This window comes from Arsenicibacter rosenii (genome assembly GCF_001870735.1).
Taxonomy (GTDB): Bacteria; Bacteroidota; Bacteroidia; order Cytophagales; family Spirosomataceae; genus Arsenicibacter; species Arsenicibacter rosenii.
In genome coordinates this window covers 150984-172141 of the sequence record NZ_MORL01000008.1, presented here as the reverse complement: position 1 = coordinate 172141, position 21158 = coordinate 150984, and the positions used below count along the sequence as shown (strand labels likewise).

The window sequence follows — 21158 nt, the reverse complement described above, 5'->3', positions numbered from 1 at the left end:
TCCTGCACGCGTATACTACAATCGAAAGCCGTTGAAGTGAATCGTTAGCCGCCTGAACCGGGAAAAGGCCTCAATGAGTTGTTGTTCGCTTTTCCTGAAACAGGTGTGCCGCAAGGCTGCCGGTCGCTAATTCTGCCTACAATTCATACCTGAATTGTACGGGTTGAGCCGCTGAAAATACCGGTCCATACAGAGTCACCTGCAAATTGAGTAGATTGTAACTTAATTTGGAATATTCTTACAAAGCAGCTGCTGCCGATGCCAACCCCCCGGATCATAGCCGTTTATTTCACGAAACAGGAACTGTGGTATCATATCCTGATGATGCCTGTGCTGTTCCCGGTCGGAAATTACTTTTTGGTTGGGCCACGCTATTTTCAGTCGCTGGATGTGCTGTTCTACGGCACACTACTGGTGTTCTTTCTCTACTGGTTGTCGATTATCACCCTGACAGTCACCATTCGGGAAATCATCGACCGGTTTCCGGAGGTGCATCAGACACTCATGCGGACGGGGATTATGTTTCTGAGCGTCGGGCTGTTAACCATCGTCCTGGCTTGTATCGATGTTGCGGCCTATCATCTGTTTCCGGTCTTCAATACTCCGTTTGACTGGTCTACCGTACGGACCATTATGCTGCTTGGGCTGGTCTTCGATATTTGCCTTTGCTCGGTGCTGAGTTTGCTGTATACCTATAGCCGCTGGCAGGAGAACCAGGCTGAAAGCGAGTATCTGAAACGAATGGCGTTACAGACTCAGCTCGATACCCTGAAAAGCCAGGTAAATCCCCATTTTCTATTCAACTGCCTTAATTCGCTTTCATCGCTCATCGGCGAAGATAAGGTGCTTGCCGAACAATTTGTGGATGAGATGGCTAAGGTCTACCGATACATGTTGCAGGCTAATCATCGGGAAACCACGACGCTGGAATCCGAAATCCGCTTTGTCGGTTCATACGCGTTTTTACTCCAAACACGCTACGGAAAAAGCATTTCAATCAACATAGACGTGAATCCTTCATATTTACACTGTTACTTGCCGCCGCTTACGTTGCAGACCCTCATTGAAAATGCGTTGAAACACAACTCCGTTTCTGTAGAGAAACCACTGCTGATCGACATTTTTACAACGGAGGAGAAACTTGTAATTCGTAATAATGTGCAAAAACGGATTGTCAGAGTACAGACCGGCCAGAATGGCTTATCCAACCTGACTGCCAAATATGAGATGATTAGTATGGAAAAAGTAAACGTTTATGACAACGGCCAGCAGTTTACGGTTACATTACCTTTATTGACGCAACCGATTCACGTGCCGTAACCATGACTGCGATTATTCATCAACAAATGCCCCGATGGTTTAAACCGACCCATCAGTTGAGGCTGCATTTTATGCTGCTGTTCCCATGGTTTATTCCGCTGATTTCGTATCTGTTACTGGGGCGGATTTATATACAGGACATTCCGACCTTTATGGCCGTATCGGGCATTAACCTGGCTATTGCGCTGACCTGTCTGTTTACCATTGACGGGTTAACCAAATTGATTATCGGATGGTTGCCGGATCTGAAACAGGCACTGACACGGATCATTCTGCTGTTTTTGATGTTTTCGACCGTAACGCCCGCGTTCATTCTGGGCAGTATCTGGATGTATGACCACTTTCACTGGTTCGGCTATGCCTTCGACTGGACAACGGTTAAATATATCCTGATTGTCAATATCCTGGCAAACATAGTATCGGTTGCGGTTTCTGAAAGCCTTCATTCACTGGCTAAATGGCGCGAAACGATGCTGGAAAAAGAACAACTCCGGAAAGCGACACTTCAGGGACAGGTCGAAAGCCTGAAAAATCAGGTAAATCCGCATTTTCTTTTTAACACGCTGAATTCACTTTCCTCGCTCATCAACGATGAACCCGAACGAGCCGAGCAGTTTGTTGATGAAATGGCCAATGTATATCGTTATCTGCTTCAGACCAACGACCGGGAACTGACGCTGCTATCCACTGAAATCAATTTCATCAGCTCGTATTTCCATCTGCTGAAAACGCGGTATGGACAAGGTATTGAGCTGGAGGTTGCCATTGCCGAAGCGTTTATGGATGAGCGGTTGCCTCCGCTGACGTTGCAGATGCTGGTCGAAAATGCGGTAAAACATAACGTGATTATGGCCAACAAACCATTACAGATTTCGATCAGAACCACACCTGACCGGCGCCTGATTGTAGAAAACAATTTGCAGCGGAAAGCTTCCCGGATAGCTTCCAATAAAGTGGGACTGGCCAATATCTCGGCCAAATACCGGTTGCTGGCCCAGACCGATGTGGTGGTTCAGGAAACCGGCGACCGCTTTACGGTGATACTGCCCCTGATTGAAAAGGGGACAGGCCTGCTGAGTACATTTTAACCCCGAAACAGATTAAGTATACGCGTTAATACCCTGCATACCATGAACGTATTACTAGTTGAAGATGAGGATTTAGCTGTCCGTAAAATCCGTAAGCTGCTGTTGGAGATTGATCCTTCGCTGAATATTGCCGGTGTAACGGCAAGCATTGAAGAAACGGTTGCCTATCTGAGTGATACGGAAACCAATGAGACGCCCGACCTGATTTTTATGGATATCGAGCTGGCCGACGGGCAAAGCTTCGAGATATTTGATCAGGTTGAGGTAAAAAGCACGGTCATTTTTACGACCTCCTACGACGAATATGCCTTGCAGGCCTTTAAGGTAAACAGCATCGATTACCTGCTGAAACCTATTCAAAAGGAAGACCTGGAGCGAAGTCTGAAGAAATTCAGGGATCTTGCCGCCCGCCGTACTCCCGCCGAATCAGGTAGTGCAACGACGATTAACCTTAACAAGCTGTTGCGTGAACTACAGATTCAGCAGCCCAAAGAACACCGCCGCCGGTTTCTGGTACGGCAGGGGCAGCGTCTGTTGTCAATTGAAGTCAGTGAGATCGCGTTTTTCTATACCGAAGAACGGTTCAGCTTTTTCAAAACGTGGCAGAACCAGAAGTTTCTGGTCGATTACACACTCGATGAACTGGCTGAGGCGCTCGATCCCGACCAGTTCTTTCGTGTCAATCGCGGCCTGATTATTACCCATAACGCCATCGAGCAGATACAACCTTATTTCGGCAACCGGCTGGCGCTGACGTTGCGTCCGGCGTTCGAAAAAGAAGCGCTGGTGAGTCGCGAGAAGGTGGCCGATTTTAAAGTCTTTATGGGGAAATAGCCTATTTTTTGTGGTGGTGCTGTTTCCGGATTTTAACCACTTCCTGTTTTTCATGATGGCGTTCTTCCGCTTCTTCAATGGAGTGTGATTCGGTCAGGTTCTGATCCTGTTCCGCTTTTTCTGACAGAATCGTAAAATAGCGGTGTAGGGCGCGGAGCTCGGTTTCGCTCAGATCTTCGACGTTGAGCAGGCGGTTACTGGCGCCGGTGGTAGCCGCAATCAGCTCGTTCAGCTTGATCTGAATGGCCAGCGAGTCTTTATTCTGTGCTTTCTGAATAAGGAAAACCATCAGAAAGGTAACGATGGTTGTGCCGGTATTGATCACCAGCTGCCACGTATCAGAGAAATGAAAAACGGGCCCTGTAACCACCCATGTGATAATGGTTAACAGGGCCAGTAAAAAGGCCGTCGATGAGCCGGTGGCCCGGGTGATGTATGAGGCAAACTGCTCGAAGCGTTGGCCGAGGAAACTTTCTGGGTTCATGGTATCGTGCGTTTTAACAGAATACCATGCCTGCCGCATTTTGTATAAAAATCTGATTGTATGACCAAAAGCACGTCTGGTGTAGGCCGCGTGTTTACTTATGACTTTGCTGCCAGTTGTGCGAGGCGTGCATAAATTTCCATCATGGCGGCCTGATCAATCAGCGTTTTTGCTTTCTGGCGGCCAAGGTAGTTTTTGTCGTCCCGCTCAGCTTGCCAGATGCGTTCGGCGTCGTTAATAAAAAACTGTAGCTGCTGCCGGTTTTTGTCAACATCGTAAAGGGCCAGATAGCCCCGCAGCAGAACGGCATTGAACCAGTAATGGGTAGGGAGTTTGCCGTTGCGGAAAAAATGTTTTTCGGCTGCCTGCGCAATACGCTGTGCTTCTGTCAGGTATTTTTTGTCCTTAGTAAGCGTATACAGCAACACATTGGATTGTAGCATGGTGCCGGTATTGTAGGTGTAGGTGGCCGAATCGATTTTCATCGATGGTACCTTGATGGCATCGTAGTAAACCCCTTTAGGCGACAGCAGGTGTTTGTTTGTCCAGTCGTAAAGCAGGATGGCCGTATCGAGGTAACTTTTCTGCTTTGTAATTTTATAGAGATGCAGGGCAATCAGAATCCCGGGGCCGTTCGAACACGTATTTTTGGTGTTCTTTTCGTCTTCTTTCCAGTAAATCCCGCCGCCGGTTTTGGTATCGAATCCTGTCATCATGAACCGGTAAATGCGTTTGCCAAGTTCCAGATAACGGGCATCGTGCGTACGGTCATAGGCGTCCAGGCTGGTGATACCAATCCATTGATTATCGTCGTAAAAGCGCGTATCCTGCCTTTCTTTACGCACATAGGCCTGATACCCCGGTGCCGGCTGATTGTCGTTATAGTACTGGTCAATGGCGTTCATTACCCAGGCATTGTATGGCGTTGACCGGTCTATCCGTTCGACTTCATTCGTCGCTTCGAACAGCGCACAGAGCGGCCACAGGAACGAGTGCGGCCGTTCGTTTTTGGCCGGATCACTGGTTTCGATAAACAGGCCGTCCTTAGGCTGATAAAAGGTCTGGTAAATGTTCTCGTAGATGAGTCTGGTGCGGGCTTTGTACTCGTCAGCAGTTGGCTGGGCACAAAGCGTAGTCGCACAGAGGCAGGCGGCTGCAAAAGCCGTGAAATGCATCTTCATAAATTGTGTTTGTTTTGGTCAGGCATTACCGGAATTGGTGCCGGTTTGTGTAAAACAGGATTTATAGCTGAAATATACTCACTGAGCCATGAAACAGTAGAGACGCAACATCTTGCGTCTTAAATGACCGGTTTTATGTAACTCAAATATCTGGTTTTAATGGCAATAGCCGGCCTGTATGAGAAAAGAACTAAATCCCTGATTCCATTGTCATTTAAGTATGATGAAACCTCCGAAATCAGAACGGCGGGTGAATGCCAATACCACGGCTGAAGAGCTTTCGTGGCGCGACCGTTTTCTGGCTTTACGTAACTTACCTGCTTTTTTTCGCTTAGTATGGGCGGTGTCACCGGCCCTGTTTCTGGGTAATGCCATAACGCGTTTGTTCCGGGCAGCGCTGCCGGCGGCAACGCTCTTTGTTGGGAAGCTGATTATTGACGAGGTCGTCCGGTTAAGCGGTCAGCAGGGCGCGGCGGATACCTCGCATCTCTGGTGGCTGGTTGGCGCTGAGTTTGGCCTCGCTATCCTGTCTACCGCCTTCGGGCGGCTGGTGTCATTGCTGGATAGTCTGTTGGGCGACTTGTTTGCCAACCAGACATCGGCTCGTTTGATGGAGCACGCCGCTTCGCTCGACCTCGAGCAGTTTGAAGACGCAACCTTTTACGATAAACTCGAACGCGCCCGCCGGCAGACAACCGGCCGGACTGTGCTCCTGTCGCAGGTGTTCGGACAGGCGCAGGAGTTGATTTCGGTGGGCTTTCTGGCCGCCGGCCTGGTCGTCTATAACCCGTGGCTGTTGTTGCTGTTGCTACTGGCTGTTACACCGGCCTTTATTGCCGATAATTACTTCAACCAGCGCAGCTATTCGCTGTCGCGCAGCTGGACGCCCGAACGGCGCGAACTCGATTACCTGCGCTACGTCGGGGCGAGTGACGAGACGGCCAAGGAAGTCAAAATTTTTGGCCTGTCAGACTTTCTGATCGGCCGGTTTAAAGAATTATCATGGCAGTATTATGTCAAAAACCGGAGCCTGGCCGTTAGCCGTGCCGGTTGGGGAACGGTGCTGACTGCGCTCGGAACGGCTGGTTATTACGGGGCTTATTTCTGGATCGTGCTGCGGGCGGTAAGCGGGCAGATTTCGCTCGGTGACCTGACGTTTCTGGCAGCTTCGTTCCGGCAGATGCGTGGCTCACTGGAAGGCATTCTGCTGCAGTTCAGCAGCCTGACCCAGGAATCCATGTACCTGCAGGACCTCTTCGATTACTTTGCGATACAGCCGGCCATTCATTCAACACCGGATCCGCTGCCGTTTCCGAACCCGATCCGCGAAGGATTTGTGTTCGACAATGTCGGGTTCAAATACGCCAACGCCTCATCCAACGGCAGAGAGCGCTGGGCGTTACGGAATCTGTCGTTTACCCTGCAACCCGGTGAGAAACTGGCGCTGGTAGGCGAAAACGGTGCCGGTAAAACCACGCTGGTTAAACTGCTGGCCCGGCTTTACGATCCGGCCGAAGGGCGGATTCTGCTCGATGGGCATGACCTGCGCGCGTATGACCTGGCTGATCTGCGCCGGCATGTGGGGGTTATTTTTCAGGATTATGTCCGCCTGAAAATGTCCGCAGGGGTTAATATTGCCGTCGGCGATATCGACGAACGGACCAATAAACCACGCATTGAGCAGTCTGCCCGGCAAAGCCTTGCGGATACGGTCATTGCTAAACTGGAAAACGGGTATGATCAGCAGTTGGGTCGTAGCTTCGGCAAAGGGGTTGAGTTGTCGGGCGGGGAGTGGCAGAAAATCGCGCTTGGCCGGGCCTACATGCGTAATGCCCAGGTACTGATCCTGGACGAGCCGACGGCCGCCCTGGATGCCCGGGCAGAATATGAGGTCTTTCAGCGGTTTGCCGGTCTGACCGAAGGCAAGTCGTCGGTGATTATTTCGCACCGCTTCTCGACCGTTCGCATGGCCGACCGGATTCTGGTGCTGGAAGGCGGGACACTGCTCGAAATCGGTTCACACGCCGAGCTACTGGCTGCCAACGGCCGGTATGCTGAACTCTTTCAGCTACAGGCCAGAGGTTACCAATAAACGAAACGCCCGGACCGCCGGGCGTTTCGTTTATGACAGTTGCCGGAGCAGCCGGCCGACAAGCTTATGTTCGGCCTTGACGATGGGCGAGGGCAGGAGTGCCAGCCCGTTACCGGCGAGCTGCCGGGCGTCATTGCTCAGGTCGGATGCCTGTGCAATGGAGGCTTTGATGAGGTAGGTTTGTGGGGTCTTCTGCTTGTCGGGCGAGGGTACAATGCGTTCCCAGATTTGCCGGGCCAGTGAGGCATCACCTTTGATATAGGCATGGGCAAAGGCGACTTCCTTCAGCACTTCGTTTTTAAACAGCCCGGGTTGACCATCCAGCAGGTCGGCGGCTTGCCGGATATGTCCGAAAGCCGTTTCCAGTTCGTTCCGGTCGAGATGGTAGTAATACAGCAGGGTATGGGCATAGCTTTTGAAAAAAGCCTCGGGCTCTTCCAGCAGCAGGTGAAGCTGACTGACGTTCAGCTCGGCATAGGACTGACCGGAGTTGGTATGCGCCATGGTTTCAAGGATAGCCTGTTCGATTTCTGCCGTGCGGCCCCCGCGGATCAGCCGGAAAAAACGGGCACGGTCGGTGTAAAACACGCCGGTCCGGGAGGGTAAGGTGGTAGCCAGAAACAGGAGCAGCGACACAAGCCCGAAGGTTAATCCAAAAAGAATCAGGCAACGCATAAACGCCGTTGATGCCGGTGTCAGCCTGATGAGCCCGTAATACGAAATCCCCAAAACCAGAAGGCCGCCAAGCAGGCTGACGATTGGCCCGGCAATGACAACACGGGCAAATTGCCGGCGGAGGTTGTTTGTCCGTTTGGTCGGAATCGATGCGGCAACGCCCCCGAAAAGCTGCATGTCTTTATTCAGATAGACCTCAACGGCATCGGTCTCTGCATGTCGGCGAATACCGAGAAAACCGGCTACATACAGGTTAAACCGGAAGCCCTGTGCCAGCCCGGTTAACAGGTGTCCCAGTTCATGGGCGGCCAGGGCGGCCCACATGGCCACAAAAACCAGTACGAATTTAATCAGTGTCTCCGCTCCGGAAACGGGTGAGGCTAAGGCATCCAGATGATCGCTGAGAAACATTTTGCCGGCTTTACCGACGAGGTAACCAAAACCCGCGCCGGCGACCAGACCAAGCAGGAGTTGAATCAGAATTTTCTTTCGCTTATTCATCGTTATTGTTTATTGGTCAAGTTCGGTCAGACAGGATTTGAGCAGATCGAGGTGCCGGCCATATAACCAGCGGATATAGAATTTGAAGAAGTGTACTATGCCGGCCAGAAACCCAATGACACCAATCAGCACAATCAGCAGGCCCCACGGCCCGGGGTGCAGCTTATCAATCGGATTGAGAAAAGGATCCTGCCGGTTTTGTGAGGCAATGGTATAGCCCAGTATGCCGCCCAGGACAAAGCCAACCGGAATGGAAATAAGGCAGAAGGCAAGGTATATCTTGACAAAACGCTCGATTACCTGAATCTGCTGCTGCAGGTGCGACCGCAGGTCAACCACCACAGGCAAAGCCGTCGCCTTCAATTGTCTGTATTGCCAGCTGAAGGCGATAATCTGAACAATGCTCAGAACCCAGACCGCGCCCGCCAGCCAGTGCAGCGTAATGGACGGAATGCGGTAAGCGATAATCGACATGCCAATGATGCAGGCAAAGGCGACACCGATCTCTAGTAACAGATTCCGCAAAATCCGGTCCAGGGCCGTACCGGAGCGGTTTTTGATTTTCCGGGTAATATCGTCAAGGCTTTTCTGCGCGGGCGACTCTTCAAACCGGGCGTTAAAAAGAGCGCTGAATTCGTCGAGTTCCATAATTAGAGGTGTTTTTTTACGGCTTCCTTCAGAAAGGCTTTAATGCGGTTCATCCGTACAGCCACGTTGTTGTCGGTCAGACCCAGCATCTGGCCAATGGTCCGGTAATCATACTGCTCGATATACAGCGTGACAATCGCTTTATCAATCCGGTTTAGTTCGCCGATGGCCAGGTACATGGCCTTGAACTGCTGTTCGGTATCGTCGTCGGCTGACGGCGAAGCAAGGCTGATCGAGGCATCGATTGGCTGACGGACCGGCTGCTTTTTATCCTTTCTGAAATAAGAAATGGCTGTGTTAAGGGAAACCTGATAAAGCCAGGTCGTAAATTTTGCCTCTTGCCGGAAAGCAGGCCAGGCTTTCCATGCATGCAGTAAAATCTCCTGAAAAAGGTCTTCACGGTCTTCGGGCGTGTCGCCGTAGAGGTGGCAGACTTTATGGACAATTTTCTGATGCTTCCTGACCTGCTCAACAAAATCGGGGGCTGTCGCCATAGGGGTGAAAGGTTGACCAAACGGGTTGCGCTGGAACTACTTAACCGGCTGCACAGTGTATCCTTTCTGGCGGAGGAGCCGGATGACGCCTTTTTCGCCGGCCAGGTGTCCGGCACCCACGGCGAAGAAGGTTGGTTTTTCTTTGGCTGCCTTTTCAATGACCGGAATCCATTTGATATTCCGCTGATCGAGCAGCACCTCCTCAAACCCTTCGAACTCCGAAAACTGGCTGGCGTCCATTAGTTTCCGCAGTCCCTCAAGATCCTGCGCTTTATAGAGGGTTATAAGCTGCCGGAATTCGTTGGTCGCTTCGTCTTTCTTTTTCACCATGTCAACGAGTTGCTGAGCCATCTTCTCCGCCGGCATTTTGTCGAAAATAGACATCTGGTCATCGATGGTTTCCAGGCCAAGTACTTCTTTTTTCTGCGTACCGGCCATTTGTGTGAACGTCATTTCGTAGCTCTGTGGCTGGCAGTTCAGCAGGGCCATGTATTGCAGCGACATGAGCGCGAACGGCTTCATCATACTCAGCTGGCTCAGACCCATGTGCAGGTTGGCGGTATAGTAGTCGTCCAGGAGTTTATAGTCGTCGGCACTCAGCAGGTCTTTGAGGGGCTTCCCGGAGGTGTTCATCATACTTTTCTGCATGGTTGTCATCAGAGCCGGGTCGTCCATATCGATCTCCAGATAAACCTGACCGGTTTGAGCCATGGCGTTTTTGGTAGAGTCGGACAGGGAAAAATCAGTCGGGCAGATCAGGTGAATGGTACCAAACAGGTAAGAAGGCTTAGTCAGGCCGTTGCCGGATATCTTCCAGAGCAGGGATTTATCCTGGGCAAATCCCGACAGGGCCAGACAGATGAGTAAAAGTGAGGCGATGGTTTTCTTAAGCATGTTGTCTGATGTTTACTTGAATGTACCATATTAGTCGCAGGCGAAGTCAAAACCTTACAGCCCGGAGTAATTTTTTTTTAATATTTGTGTTTCATTGCTTTCCGCTTTTGCATGCTAGACCTTTATAAAGAACAACACGCGTATTTACTGGCCCTCGATTCAATTATTTTTGGTTTCGATGGCGAAAGCCTGAAGATTTTGCTGGTAAAACGGGGCGTTGAGGAGCAGACCTGGTCGCTGATGGGAGGATGGCTGCAACCCCGCGAAAGCCTTGAACAGGCGGCGGCCCGGATTTTGTTTGAACTGACGAGCCTGACGGATGTCTATCTGGAGCAACTGTATACGTTCGGCGATCCGGACCGTGACCCCATTTCCCGCACGATCTCGGTAGCCTACTTCGCGCTGGTGAATGTGGCCGATTATGCGTCGAAAATCTCGGAGACTTATCAGGCCCGCTGGTTCTCGTTGTATGACCTGCCTGTGTTGTTGTTCGACCACGGCCAGATGGTTGATCTGGCCATTAAGCGGCTGCGCTATAAAGCGGCTCAGCATCCTATCGGCTTTGAGCTGTTGCCGGAAAAGTTTACCATTCCGCAGCTCAAGAAGTTGTACGATGCGATCTACAATACCGAATTCGACAAACGGAACTTCAGCCGTAAAATTCTGTCGACCGATTTGCTCATCAAGCTGGATGAGAAACAAAAGGGGTTTTCGAAAAAGGGGGCCTACTATTATCAGGTCGATAAGGCAAAGTACCAGCAGCAGACGGATTCCTTCCTGAACTTCATTCCCAATCCCGAAGCCAGTCTCTGACTTATATTTTACATTAGCCACAAAGGCGCTAAGTAATGAAGGAGCACAATGCGTAAAAATAAAAACTTCGTGCTGCTTCTGCGCTTCCCGTCTTCGTGGTTAAATCAAAACAAGCGGTAGTTAAGGCCGGAATTAGACCGATCAAAGATTGGTTGCGAAAATTTTATGAAAAATAGTTTAGGTGTCATTATGACATTTAAAAAAGAAATCTCAACTTTACATCACAAAATCAGTCATAACCAATCATTCCCCAATACACATGGCAAACATCACGCTGGGCGATCAGGAATACTTTAAAGGTATCGGTGCAATCGCCTACGAAGGTCCTAAATCTAAAAACCCGTTAGCGTTTAAATGGTACAACCCTGAGCTGGTTGTTGGCGGCAAAACCCTGCGCGATCAGCTGCGCTACGCCATCAGCTACTGGCATACATTCTGCGGCACAGGCGGTGATCCGTTTGGTCCGGGAACCCGTGTGTTTGCATGGGATCAGAGCAACGATGCGGTTACCCGCGCAAAACTGAAAATGGATGCAGCGTTCGAATTCTTCACGAAAATCGGCGCCCCCTACTATTGCTTCCATGATGTTGACCTGGTAGACGAAGGACCGACTGTTGCCGAATACGAAAGCCGTATGCAGGCCATTGTTGATTATGCCAAACAAAAGCAGGCGGCCAGCGGTGTAAAACTGCTTTGGGGAACAGCTAACGTGTTCTCGAACCCACGGTATATGAACGGCGCGTCGACCAACCCGGATTTCTCGGTGGTTGCCTATGCCGGTACGCAGGTGAAAAACGCGCTGGACGCTACCATTGCGCTGAACGGTGAAAACTACGTGTTCTGGGGTGGTCGTGAAGGCTATATGACGCTGCTGAACACCGACATGAAGCGGGAAGTGGAGCACCTGGCACAATTCCTGACTGTTGCCCGTGATTATGCCCGTAAGCAAGGCTTTACCGGTACGTTCTTTATCGAGCCGAAACCGATGGAGCCAACCAAGCATCAGTACGACTATGATGCCGCTACGGTAATCGGTTTCCTGCGTCAGTATGGTCTGGATAAGGATTTTAAACTGAATATCGAAGTGAACCACGCGACACTGGCGGGCCATACCTTCGAACACGAGTTGCAGGTGGCGGCTGATGCCGGTATGCTGGGCAGCATCGATGCCAACCGTGGTGACTACCAGAACGGCTGGGATACAGATCAGTTCCCGATCAATATCTACGAACTGACGGAGGCTATGCTGGTGATTCTGCAGGCGGGTGGTATTCAGCCGGGCGGTATCAACTTCGACGCCAAAGTACGCCGTAACTCAACGGATATGGACGATCTGTTCATCGCGCACATCAGCGGTATGGATGCCTTCGCCCGCGCGTTGATCGTGGCCGACAATATCCTGAAAGATTCCGATTACCTGAAATTCCGTCAGGAGCGCTACGCGTCGTTTGATTCGGGTTCAGGCAAAGCCTTTGAAGAAGGTAAGCTGACGCTCGAAGACCTGCGTTCGTTTGCCGTCGAAAATGGTGAACCTACTATGCGGAGCGGTAAGCAGGAGTGGCTGGAAAGTATTATCAATCAGTATATCTAAAAAAATCGCATAGGGTTTACCTTATGCGATTGATTGAGCCCTTTCAGGGCGATCCTGAAAAAGCCCTGAAAGGGCCTAATCAGTCGCCGGGGGCACCGCCCCCGGTAGAAAAGAATAAGATAATAGCCGGAGGATCACCTCCGGCTATTATCTTAATACCGGATGGCCCAGAACGGGTTCCGGCTCGCCTTCATGCTTTCCTTGATGTGATTACTGATAATCGTGTCGTAATCGCTGTCCTTAATCTTCTTGCCTTTTGCCTTGGGTTGTTTCAACTCATTGGCAACCGGTTTAAACTCGACCTTCGTTGCTTCAATAATCACGTCACCTTCGTTCATATCGATGCCGAGAATCATGCCGGGTAAGCCAAAATAGCGTTCCGGACCGGCACCGACCGGAATATCCTGCGCAAACCAGACCGTTATTTTCTGGCCCCGGACAGGATCGTCCATGGTTGCCTTCATGCAGATAAAGCCGGCAATGTCTTTGATCTGGTTAGAAATCTTCCATTTCGGCGTGTGCAGGGAGTCGTCCACGATATACACTTTGCCAAGCATCTCAATGACATCAAACTTCTTGTCCTGATCGAAATTGCGGTAGATAGAGTATTCGTCCTTACGCCATGAGTACCCTGCTCCTTCAATTTCATCGTTGTTGTAGCTGTAGAGGCTCTGCGACGGCGAAAAAAACAGCTTCATCTTTTGCGTGTAGCCGTCTTCATTTTTCCAGGTCATGGCCGAACGATCTTTTTCTTCCTTGCTCAGGAACGTAAGCCGCTTGATGATTTTGGTCCAGTACTGGGTATAGTTGTAATAAACAATGCCCTCCGTCTGCTGCTGTTGGGCAGATACCTGTATGGCCAGGAAGAAGAGCGGAATAAGAAGGTATTTTTTCATAGTTAAGACGATTGTAGAGCCGCAATATTTTGCGGCTCAGTTTATAGCAATATTTTGCGGCTCAGTTTTATAGCTATCAGAAGAAATTCTGACGCTTCATTTTGGCCTGAACACCCCGCATGTTGTACGTAAACGACACCAGGAAGTAACGCGACAGCGTCTGCACACGCTCCTGCGATACCGAGTTGGTGAATGCCGACTGCGACACGGCCAGGTTACGGTTCAGCATATCATAGGCGGTGAACCGGATTTCTGCCTTTTTCGCTTTGCCCAGAATGGTGTACAGCGATGAGTTCCAGATCGGAATATGCTGGTTGAAGCCGAAACGGTCGTTTTTGTACACGCGGTAGTTCAGCGTTGTGTTCAGGTAGAAACCAAGCGGCAGCTTCACGTTGGCCTCACCACCGTAGAAGAAATTATAGATCGTCTGGTTCTGACCGGTGCTGATCGAATACTTCGTGTTGCTGATGTTCCAGTTGGCGTTGGCATAAATCGTGATCTTGTCGTTTGGCGTCAGATCAAGGCGCGGGCCGATACCGATGCTGCTGGTGTTGGTTTCGTTCAGCTGACCATTGATGTTGGTCAGGTTTTTTCCATAATTGATGTTGCTGTAAATATTGAAGTTCGCCTTGGTCTTCTTCAGCGGGAAGCCGAAACCAATATAGCTACCCACGTTCTGACCACCGGAGATGTTCGCAGGTTTGGTGCGGGTAATCAGCGTTGTCGGGTCGACAATCTGGTTGTAGACAATCTGGTTTACGTTGTAGGTATAGTTCAGGCTGAAATACAGGTTCGTAAACGTACCCGGGTTGAACATGTTATACCCACCACTCAACTGGTGCCGCAGGGTAGGCAACAGGTCCGGATTACCTTCGGTGATATACAGCGGGTTGGTGTTGTCGATAACCGGTTGCAGGTCACGGGTCGATGGCAACTGAATGCCCACATCATAGCTGAAACGCAGGTATTTGTTGCCTTTCATGCTGTAGTTGAACGACACGTTCGGGATTACGTTGGTAAACGTCCGGTTGATTTTGTTGAACGTTGCTGCTGTCTGATCCGGAGCGTATTCACCGGCCAGTTTGAATTGCTGACCAGCGGCACCTACTAACAGGTTAACGCCTTTGTTCGAATACCGGAGGCCGGTTCCCAAACGGTTGAACAGGTAATTATTTTCGTAATAGCGGCTCAGCACGTTGTTCCGCGTTTCCTGACCTGATTCCCCGCGATCCATTACATCCCGGTCAACCACGTCGTTCCGCAGGCTGAAGTTATAGAAGCTTTCCCAGAAGAATTTTTTCGACAGCGGTTCCAGATACAGGGCACTTATTTTGTACTGACTACGCTTGGTATCGGTCGTCTGCAACTGACGGATAATCCGGAGCTGATCGTTTACGTTCGTGGCCTGGAAGAATTCGTTAATCGAGTTCAGGTTCATTTCGGCATCGTTCAGGTTCACCTGATAGGTTGCGCTGAGGGCCAGGTTCCGGCCTTTTTTCTTGAACTTAGACCGGTATACGACAGAGTTTGCCGTTCCGAACGCATCCGTATTACCGAAGTTGTTAATCGTTGTCCGGGTCGACAGGGCGCTTAGCCGGTAAAGTTGCTGCCAGCTGTTGAGGTTGGTGTTGCCCTTGCTGAACCGGCTGTTGCTCAGAATAACCAGCGTCTGCATCGAGTCCAGTTCCTGCTGGAAACGAAGGCTCACGCGGTGGCTGTTGTTAAAGTTAAGCTGACTGCTGGAGTCGGTGCGGTTGAATGAACTGTTTTCGAGGAATGTCTGGCTCTTCCGTACCGCGTCGATGGTCTGGCGCGTCTGGCTGTAGTAGTAGCTGCTGCTGAATTTGGTTTTCTTGGTATCGTAGTTGTAGTTGATACCGGCCGCTGCATTATTCGAATAGCCACGGCCCGAACCGCCACCGATCGGAATACCCAGGTTGTCGTCGTCATCACCGCCAAAGGAAATAAACCGGCTGCCGCTGCTGAATCCGAAGTCGGCATCGTCGTTCCAGTTGAACGAGTTACTGCCTCTGAAGTCCTGATAGTCATCGAATGAAAGTCCGGTCTGGTTGGTGTTGTTTCCCATACCGATTACCGAGAACTGGCGTTTATCGTCGAAGCGGTTGTAATTGCCTTTGAGTTCGGTACGGGCAGTACCATCACTGTTTGGCCGCAGATCAGAACCGACACCGGCGGTAAGTTTACCAAAGGAGCCTTTCTTAAAGCCGTCTTTCAGCTGAAGGTTCAGTGTTTTTTCTTTTTTACCGTCTTCCACACCCGTCAGTTTCGCCTGTTCGGTTTTGTCGCTGAAGACCTGCACTTTAGAGATCGCTTCGGCGGAGAGGTTTTTGGTAGCGGCCTTCGGGTCGCTGCCGAAGAACGTTTTACCGTCAACCGTTACGCGTTTTACATCCTCGCCCTGGGCCTTGATATTGCCATCCTGATCGATCTGCATGCCAGGCAGACGCCGGAGCAGGTCCTCGACCGTTGATCCCGGCGGTACTTTAAACGAAGCTGCGTTGTATTCGATGGTATCGCCTTTGATAGTCAGCGGGGCGCGGGCCGTTTTAACAACTACCTCAAACAGTTCCTTGGCAATTGGTTTCAGCTTGAGCGGGCCGAGGTCTTTATTAGGCTGATCGCCGGTGTCGAGCAGTTTGTCATAGGGAATAAAGCCGACATAGGAAATTTTCAGAATGTAGGAGCCGCGCTTCACATTTTTGAGGCTGAACATACCGGCGTCGTTGGTCCGGCCAAAAGTAACGAGCGACGAATCGGTCGTCATCAGGAGCATTACGTTGGAGCCAGGAAGCACCGCACCGGTGGTGTCGGTCACCTTCCCCTGAATCGAAATTCGGTTGGCTGGTGTCTGGGCAAAAAGAGACGTAGTCAGCAACACGCTGAAAACGAGCAGGAAAAGGTTTTTCATAGAGGGATTGCGGTAGTTATTGTGGAGTAAAGTAACGTCTTATTTGGTTTATGGTGACAATATTAACAAACTTTAACTAAGGGTTTAAGTATTCAACTAAAATTATAGTGAAAAATTGTGTATTCACCCGTATTCGTTGATGCTAAAGACGAGTGATTTCCACAAATGTTGCACGTAGGTTACTTCATTTTGTAACAAAAGTGATGAAAGGGTAGAAAAAAGGGGTAGAAGAAGGGGAGGGCGGGATTAGTGGTTGGGGTTAAAAGGAAGCTTTATCGCGGAGCAACCCCCTCAATCCGGTAAATGCCTGTTCGAGCAGCCGCCGGTTGTCGGTGATGATGTCGGCAGTGCCGGTTAGCTCAGGCCTGAAGCGGAGTGGTTTGCCGGCCGTATGCGTCGTCAGTAGCCCGTCCGGAAGGCTGACTGTTGCCCGGTATTGCCGCCGGTCGGGTGTTGGGGCAATTTGTTGTACATACCCCCGTAGCATACCAAACTCCTGATACGGATAGTCAGGATCAATATGGTCTACGCCTACGGCTATATTGCGTGTAATCGTATCCCTACTTTTGAGACAGTAATTTTTCGATTTCTTCTTTGACTCCGGCAATACCTATCTTTCTCATTAATATTTTATTATTAGCGTCTATTAATATAGTAGTAGGAAAAGACTCAATTCGTAGCAGTTTAACAAGTGATAGCACAGACTCCTTTTTGCTGGTTTCTAGTAGATGGAACCAGTCCATCCTTTGTTCCCGAATTAACCGGGCCACCTTAGTGGTATCCTCTGTATTTTCATAAGAAATGCTAACAATGTTTAACCTATCTCCATATTGTTTTTTTATCTCTCTTAATTCTGGAATTGCTTTAATGCAAGGGACACACCAGGTACCCCAAAAATCAAGAAGTGTATATTTTTTGTGTTCATTATTTATTTTCTTCCCGAAAATATCATTAGGCATTTTAAATGAGGGAGCAGTGTTTCCTGTTCGGAAACCTATAAGTGGCTTCTGATAGGGAGTAATTGAGAGATATAGTGTGTCTGTCCAGAGTGAAAGAGAATCAATTTTTAAAATATGGTTATTTAAGACTAAACTATCACCAACTATGAAAAGTGGGTTGCCTTCGCTTATATATTTGTTAGTTAGAGATGTGCTGATAACAATGTCTGCTAATTGATCATCTTCATAAGCACTGGATAATGCAACCTGATAGTTATCTTTATTTATAGTAAAATGTCCTTTTTTATGTTCATTTAAACCAACCGGAATATGTAAGCTGGCCAATTTTTTATTAGCATATCGGTAAGATCGATTACCTATGATAATATTCATATTCTTTTTCCTTCTTTCTATTTTACCATGATTCATTATCTCAAACTCAATAGGAATACTTATAAGTGAGTCTGGTGCCTGATGGAATCTATTTATACTAAGGCTCGTATCACAGCTAAAAGTAATTTCATCACTAAAGGATTGGTTAAGGTTTGTATCAAAGCCGAAATAATACTTATTTCCTTTTATTCCTGAAAAAACGAAAGAGTAACTTTTATAATTAACGTTATTTTGGCTAGTATCTAACTTGAAACGATTAATTAAATTTTGATAAGATTTTAAACTGATGCCCCCTGATCTGTATAAGTGATAGTTTGCCTGGCTTCGACCAAAGTTCAATCGCCAAAGGACCACTGTGTCTAAATCTTCAGGTATTCCTGAAATATGCTCGTTGAGCGTATCCTTGAGAGGTTGTATTCCTCTGATAGTAAAATAAAAAGGGCCTTTTCCCTTTTCAACAAATAGAGGTACTTTAATTACTTTTGACTTATTCTGGATAGTTTTCTGGCTCATTGCATCGGGTATATATACCCAGAAGCACAAAAGCAGTATTATAGAAAACAGGTAGTACTTTTTATGCGAATTCATTATTTGGTAAGTAATCGAGTGAATAAACAACTGAAATATAGTAGTTTGTTTACTGATAAAATATAAAATAATTTTGTTTGATTACTTATCAGTCATATTACAACGGATCAAGACCCAAAACTAAACTTAATTCCCCAACCTGCTTTAAACATACAATTAATCTGTACTAATGATTATTCAGAATTTATGCAACGTAACAGAAATAACTGTAATGAATTTGTACTTTTCACTGTTTTAGCTGCAAATAGACTTTTTTAGGCCTATTGTGATTGTACAAAACGTATGCATAACGTATTCAGAAAAATTAACTTATTGACTTATTTGTTGGCTGGCGCTATATTGCATGTGCTATACATGTAAACACCTGCATATATGAATCCTGCTACCACCCGTCAACTTAGCCGGAATATCCGGCAATACCGGGAAGACCGGAAGATCTCTCAGGAGGCAATCGCATTTCTGATCGGGGTTTCACAATCGACGCTCTCCCGGCTCGAAACAGGGCAGCATCTGATAACAACGTCATTACTGCACCAGCTTGCACGGGCATTTAAAACAACCCCGGCTATTTTGCAGACCTATCATCTCACCAAAAGCGATCCGGCGGAAACAAATAACGCGTCATTACTCGCTCAGAAAGATTTGATTATTACCGCACAGCAGGCCGAAATAGTTTTTCTACGGCAAAAGCTCTCCGACCTGCAACAGCTTCTGGCAAGTAGTTTGCAGGGGAGCAATTAAAGAGCGGAAGAGAGAAAGAGTGAAAGAGCGATCCCACGGATGGGAGAAAAGTGGTAACCCCGAGCATCAGCAACTCAGAACCACCACCAACAAAAAATCATTCCGAATACTGAACCGGAAACCGGATGCGGATGGTGGTGCCACGGTCAGGTGAGGCTTCAACTTCCATATTGGCGTTTAGCAATTCGCAAAGCCGCTTCACGATGTGCAGACCGATGCCTTCGCCCCTTGGTTGGGTCGATTGCGGTAACCCGGCCGTTTTCTCTGGCTCACTGCTTTTGACGTTTATAGTGGAGCGTGCCCCTCTGATGCTGACCTTTTCCAGCGACGGTTCCAGGGTAAGGGCTGTCGCTGACTTTTCGGTAAGGCCGGGGCCGGTGTCACTAACGGTTAGCAGCCAACGCAGCGGGCCCTCGGTCGACCAGTGCAGGGAGACGCCTCCGTGGTAGGTGTATTTAAGGGCATTCAGCAGCAGGTTCTGTACAATGCGCTGCACTTTAATGGAATCGCCTTTAACCGCCAGCGTAGCCGGACCATTGGTTTGCAGATACAGGTTGCGCTCTGCCGCATAAGGCTTCAGGGTTTCGGCCACACGAAGCAGCAAGTCAGACGCATCAAACGACTCAATATAAAGCGTTTCCTGACCGGCTTCGAGCCGGGCCAGGTCCATGAGCTGGGTCAGCATGGAGGTTACTTTCGAGAAATTCCGCTGAAGCATCTGGAGCATTTCCGTGCGTTCTTCCTCGGTATTGCCGGGCTGATCCAGGATGTAGGCTGCCCCCCGCATCACCCCGAAACTGCCGCGCAGGTCGTGCGACGCCATCCGCAGCACATCCGACCGCCGCCGGATCAGATCGTTCAGTTCATCCAGCGTATGCTGGAGGTTGGCTGCCCGTTCGGCCGCACCAATCTTCTGTAAATCGTTGTATTGGGTCACGCTGCCGGAAATAGCTTCATGAATCAGATCGTTTACCGACTGGTGAATCAGCTGTAAATCGGCAGGATCATGCGAGGGATGGTCATGTACGTAGGCACCGATTTCATCAATCAGGCCGCTGTGCAGATGGGCAAATTCACGGAGCAGTTCTTCGAGAGCGTAGCCAAGTCGCCAGCGATGCAGGCCATGTTCCCTGGCAATTTGTGCCGGGCTAAACGGGGACTTTTCGTTGGTCAGCCGTTTGGTAAACGCAAGCAATAAATCAGGTACACGGTCATTAAACTGTTCCTGACTCAGACTATTAACAGTAGGCAATGATGGATCTGCCTCACATCGGTGACGCCAGGTGATCAGAAGTTCCCGCTGTCGGCGGCTTAGCCAGTCGGCTAAGCCTTTCATCCATATATGTAGCAAAGTTACGTCAGACATCAATCGGAAATCGTTTATACAAAAGTAATAGCCGGACAAATGTGGCTGACTGACCAATACCAGATTATTGCCCGAACTATTTTCGCCTCGACAAGTTAATGTATTTAAGCTTAAGTTAACACTGTGCGGATAATGAATGCATTTTGGTTTTTATAGCTATATTTGTAATATATGAATTTTTATTGTCTGGTAAAACCCCGATAAAGCCCATGACTTCACCAGTCATATCAGAATCTAAACGCACCGAAAAGCATTCAAGTGTATTAATTGTAGAAGACAACCGGGACCAGCAGGTACTGATCCGGTATGCGCTACAGCAAAGCTTTAACAAGGTTAAGCCTGTGTGTGTTGATAATGCCGAAGAAGCGCTGGCTTACCTGGATTCATGCGTTGAAAACCAGGAGGAATTGCCAAAGTTAGTATTGCTGGATTTGTATTTGCCTGAAGCGGAGCAAGGCTGGCAATTATTACGTCAGATTAAAGAGTATCCGGTTGGCCGCAACATGCCTGTGGTTGTGTTGAGCGTATCCAACGCCGACGAAGACATCCAGCGGTCGTATCAGCTCGGAGCAAACTCATACATTGCCAAGCCGCTGGAATATGAACAGTGGCTGACTTATTTTCAGACCATGCGGTTATATTGGTGGGAGACTGTTACGCTTCCCCGCCAGCCTTACAAACGGTAAAGAGCT

Annotated in this window: 19 protein-coding genes; 8 read left to right on the top strand and 11 right to left on the bottom strand. The window is 49.1% G+C overall.

Going from position 1 to position 21158, the window contains the following annotated elements:
• The first annotated feature begins 258 nt into the window (after positions 1 to 258).
• The 3 genes from BLX24_RS16505 to BLX24_RS16495 are packed head-to-tail and all read left to right on the top strand — an operon-like array spanning position 259 to position 3242.
• Positions 259 to 1320, top strand: a complete 1062-nt coding sequence (locus BLX24_RS16505) for a sensor histidine kinase (RefSeq protein ID WP_229201829.1) — start codon at positions 259 to 261, stop codon at positions 1318 to 1320.
• Between the two features lie 2 nt (positions 1321 to 1322).
• Complete coding sequence (locus BLX24_RS16500; RefSeq protein ID WP_071504269.1) at positions 1323 to 2408, top strand: sensor histidine kinase; 1086 nt, start codon at positions 1323 to 1325, stop codon at positions 2406 to 2408.
• 42 nt (positions 2409 to 2450) lie between these two features.
• Positions 2451 to 3242 (top strand): LytR/AlgR family response regulator transcription factor, encoded by a 792-nt coding sequence (locus BLX24_RS16495; protein ID WP_071504268.1) that lies wholly within the window; start codon positions 2451 to 2453, stop codon positions 3240 to 3242.
• 1 nt (position 3243) lies between these two features.
• On the opposite strand, the gene BLX24_RS16490 is transcribed toward BLX24_RS16495, so the two are convergent.
• Both BLX24_RS16490 and BLX24_RS16485 read right to left on the bottom strand, forming a co-directional pair.
• The gene (locus BLX24_RS16490; protein WP_071504356.1) at positions 3244 to 3726 is read right to left on the bottom strand and encodes a low affinity iron permease family protein; all 483 of its coding nucleotides are present in this window, start codon (positions 3724 to 3726) and stop codon (positions 3244 to 3246) included.
• A 98-nt stretch (positions 3727 to 3824) separates the two neighbouring features.
• Complete coding sequence (locus BLX24_RS16485; RefSeq protein ID WP_218160702.1) at positions 3825 to 4907, bottom strand: glycoside hydrolase family 76 protein; 1083 nt, start codon at positions 4905 to 4907, stop codon at positions 3825 to 3827.
• A 220-nt stretch (positions 4908 to 5127) separates the two neighbouring features.
• On the opposite strand from BLX24_RS16485, the gene BLX24_RS16480 reads away from it, so the two are divergent.
• Positions 5128 to 6999 carry an ABC transporter ATP-binding protein gene (locus BLX24_RS16480; protein ID WP_071504267.1) on the top strand — a complete coding sequence of 624 codons (1872 nt, stop codon included), beginning with the start codon at positions 5128 to 5130 and terminating at the stop codon, positions 6997 to 6999.
• A gap of 30 nt (positions 7000 to 7029) precedes the next feature.
• On the opposite strand, the gene BLX24_RS16475 is transcribed toward BLX24_RS16480, so the two are convergent.
• The 4 genes from BLX24_RS16475 to BLX24_RS16460 are packed head-to-tail and all read right to left on the bottom strand — an operon-like array spanning position 7030 to position 10211.
• A complete protein-coding gene (locus tag BLX24_RS16475; protein WP_071504266.1) occupies positions 7030 to 8175 on the bottom strand; it encodes a site-2 protease family protein in 1146 nt (381 codons plus the stop codon).
• Positions 8176 to 8184: 9 nt separating this feature from the next.
• On the bottom strand, positions 8185 to 8823 hold the full coding sequence (locus tag BLX24_RS16470) for a DUF8845 family protein (RefSeq protein ID WP_071504265.1): 639 nt from the start codon (positions 8821 to 8823) through the stop codon (positions 8185 to 8187).
• Positions 8824 to 8825: 2 nt separating this feature from the next.
• A complete protein-coding gene (locus BLX24_RS16465) occupies positions 8826 to 9317 on the bottom strand; it encodes an RNA polymerase sigma factor (protein WP_071504264.1) in 492 nt (163 codons plus the stop codon).
• A 36-nt stretch (positions 9318 to 9353) separates the two neighbouring features.
• On the bottom strand, positions 9354 to 10211 hold the full coding sequence (locus tag BLX24_RS16460; protein WP_071504263.1) for a TraB/GumN family protein: 858 nt from the start codon (positions 10209 to 10211) through the stop codon (positions 9354 to 9356).
• A 111-nt stretch (positions 10212 to 10322) separates the two neighbouring features.
• On the opposite strand from BLX24_RS16460, the gene BLX24_RS16455 reads away from it, so the two are divergent.
• Together BLX24_RS16455 and xylA are read left to right on the top strand one after the other, a co-directional pair.
• On the top strand, positions 10323 to 11024 hold the full coding sequence (locus tag BLX24_RS16455) for an NUDIX hydrolase (RefSeq protein WP_071504262.1): 702 nt from the start codon (positions 10323 to 10325) through the stop codon (positions 11022 to 11024).
• Positions 11025 to 11283: 259 nt separating this feature from the next.
• Positions 11284 to 12615, top strand: a complete 1332-nt coding sequence (gene xylA / locus BLX24_RS16450) for a xylose isomerase (RefSeq protein WP_071504261.1) — start codon at positions 11284 to 11286, stop codon at positions 12613 to 12615.
• Between the two features lie 152 nt (positions 12616 to 12767).
• On the opposite strand, the gene BLX24_RS16445 is transcribed toward xylA, so the two are convergent.
• The 4 genes from BLX24_RS16445 to BLX24_RS16430 form a co-directional block, all read right to left on the bottom strand.
• The gene (locus tag BLX24_RS16445; protein ID WP_071504260.1) at positions 12768 to 13511 is read right to left on the bottom strand and encodes a GLPGLI family protein; all 744 of its coding nucleotides are present in this window, start codon (positions 13509 to 13511) and stop codon (positions 12768 to 12770) included.
• A 76-nt stretch (positions 13512 to 13587) separates the two neighbouring features.
• Positions 13588 to 16440 (bottom strand): TonB-dependent receptor, encoded by a 2853-nt coding sequence (locus BLX24_RS16440; protein ID WP_071504259.1) that lies wholly within the window; start codon positions 16438 to 16440, stop codon positions 13588 to 13590.
• Between the two features lie 259 nt (positions 16441 to 16699).
• Positions 16700 to 16927: a hypothetical protein gene (locus BLX24_RS16435; protein ID WP_071504258.1), complete on the bottom strand. Its 228-nt coding sequence runs from the start codon at positions 16925 to 16927 to the stop codon at positions 16700 to 16702.
• 73 nt (positions 16928 to 17000) lie between these two features.
• Complete coding sequence (locus BLX24_RS16430; protein WP_177225857.1) at positions 17001 to 18284, bottom strand: TlpA family protein disulfide reductase; 1284 nt, start codon at positions 18282 to 18284, stop codon at positions 17001 to 17003.
• Positions 18285 to 18731: 447 nt separating this feature from the next.
• On the opposite strand from BLX24_RS16430, the gene BLX24_RS16425 reads away from it, so the two are divergent.
• Positions 18732 to 19100 carry a helix-turn-helix domain-containing protein gene (locus BLX24_RS16425; RefSeq protein ID WP_071504256.1) on the top strand — a complete coding sequence of 123 codons (369 nt, stop codon included), beginning with the start codon at positions 18732 to 18734 and terminating at the stop codon, positions 19098 to 19100.
• Positions 19101 to 19197: 97 nt separating this feature from the next.
• Here BLX24_RS16425 and BLX24_RS16420 read toward each other — a convergent pair whose 3' ends face one another.
• A complete protein-coding gene (locus BLX24_RS16420; RefSeq protein WP_071504255.1) occupies positions 19198 to 20466 on the bottom strand; it encodes a sensor histidine kinase in 1269 nt (422 codons plus the stop codon).
• A 209-nt stretch (positions 20467 to 20675) separates the two neighbouring features.
• On the opposite strand from BLX24_RS16420, the gene BLX24_RS16415 reads away from it, so the two are divergent.
• Entirely contained in the window at positions 20676 to 21152 is a 477-nt protein-coding gene (locus BLX24_RS16415; RefSeq protein ID WP_071504254.1) for a response regulator, read from the top strand.
• Positions 21153 to 21158: the final 6 nt, after the last annotated feature.